The following is a 1496-nucleotide window of genomic DNA, read 5'->3' on the forward strand; positions in this document are numbered from 1 at the left end:
TTGAAGCTGGGGAAGGTCCAGAGGTTGTGTATTCTGAATTTTATGTACGTGTAAAAGAAGGCTCAGATCCGAACCCAGAATCTCCAAATGATGCAGGTGATTATTACTAATGAGTTCGAAAAAAAAGAAATGGATTGGTATAGGAGTTACAGTGGTGCTATTAAGCATCACTGTAATGTTCGTTTATATTCATCTGCAAAAACAAGCGTTAGAAGAAGCGATTGTGTCATTTGATCAACAACAAGTCGAACACATTCTTGATAGTCCATTCATCCAAGCTGAAGCACAGTGGATGGAGCTCGCTCACTATTATCACAACACCGCTTCTGTCATTACGTTGTATGAAGCTGGTTTGTCATTAGAATCTGAAGATTGGATCAATATCGCTGATACTTCTTCTTTAGACGAGTTTCAACAGATGATTGAGTTAGGTGCTCCTCTTGATGTGGAGCAGAACGGTCGCTTGTTGATAGAAGGTTTATATGGAATGAGCGATGACCCTGAAAAATGGCACATTGCGCATGACCGATTGCCTTCTTCTTATTGGGGAGAACATCCCCAATTGTTGCAAGTCATGGTGGCGGAAGGGAATGCGAATGCTTTTGAGGATATGATTCGTCGGATGGAACCAGAAGACATTCCTTATGATGAAATTGTTCCACTGATTTTACGTGCCTACCAACCTCATTTGTTAACGGTTCTACTTGAAAAAGGATATACCTTAACGAGTCAAGATCTTGCATATGCAAAAGAGTTAAACGTGCCAATAAAATAAGCGAGAGGCTCAGCCTCTCGCTTATTTTATTTGAACAGGATGACTAACAAAGAACTGGAGCTGATTCGTGACCGGTAACGTGTCGAGTTGATTGAACACGGAATCGTTATAGGTCAGTTTTAATCTCGAATCGGTAGCACCCTGAGCAGGGGAGTAATTCGCATTGTCAAAATATTCTTTTGGACTTAAACCTTCTGCAACTGCAAATTTCCCACGAAATACGTTCACTTCTAGCGGTCCTTTGCTGTAAAGACCTCCATTGATCTCGAGGATGGAACCGACCGCATAGACCTTTGTCACTTCTTCAGAGTCACTATACATAAACGCCTGAAGCGTCGTCGGCGTGTTATCAAATTCGTTGATCCGATTCAATAAAATCTTCCCCTTCGATAAGAGGATGAGTGAGTTTCCTTTCTCTTCATCAATCGGAAGAATGTTGGCACGGTCGATGAATGTATCGCCGAGTGTATACACGGTCGAGTTAAACGATACGTTTCCTCGAATCGTTAAGTTTCCTCGTACAATTAACGGTCGCGCAATCGTTAATTCATCAATCGATTCAATCACGACGTCCCCATCAAAAAGAAGAGGCGCATTTGATTCCGTGATGGATTCGGTGACGTACATGGGGCGATCGAGGATGAGATCAGGTCGTTTTAATATGGTCGGTTCCGATAAACGATTGTATGCGTCTGCATTCAAGTATGGCGTCGGACGATCG

General features: G+C 42.5%; 1 protein-coding gene and 1 pseudogene. One reads left to right on the forward strand and one right to left on the reverse strand.

The features are described 5' to 3' along the window. Positions 1–109 precede the first annotated feature (109 nt). Positions 110–775: a hypothetical protein gene (locus ON063_RS14510; RefSeq protein WP_274665607.1), complete on the forward strand. Its 666-nt coding sequence runs from the start codon at positions 110–112 to the stop codon at positions 773–775. Positions 776–796: 21 nt separating this feature from the next. On the opposite strand, the pseudogene ON063_RS14515 reads toward ON063_RS14510, so the two are convergent. Further along, a pseudogene (locus tag ON063_RS14515) lies at positions 797–1496 on the reverse strand (hypothetical protein); the annotation flags it as partial.

It is taken from the genome of Exiguobacterium sp. B2(2022), from assembly GCF_028823655.1.
Classification (GTDB): Bacteria; Bacillota; Bacilli; order Exiguobacteriales; family Exiguobacteriaceae; genus Exiguobacterium; species Exiguobacterium aestuarii_A.

Excerpts from the sequence above, each read along its gene's own strand:
- ON063_RS14510 (WP_274665607.1), top strand. The coding sequence starts at position 110 with ATGAGTTCGAAAAAAAAGAAATGGATTGGTATAGGAGTTACAGTGGTG.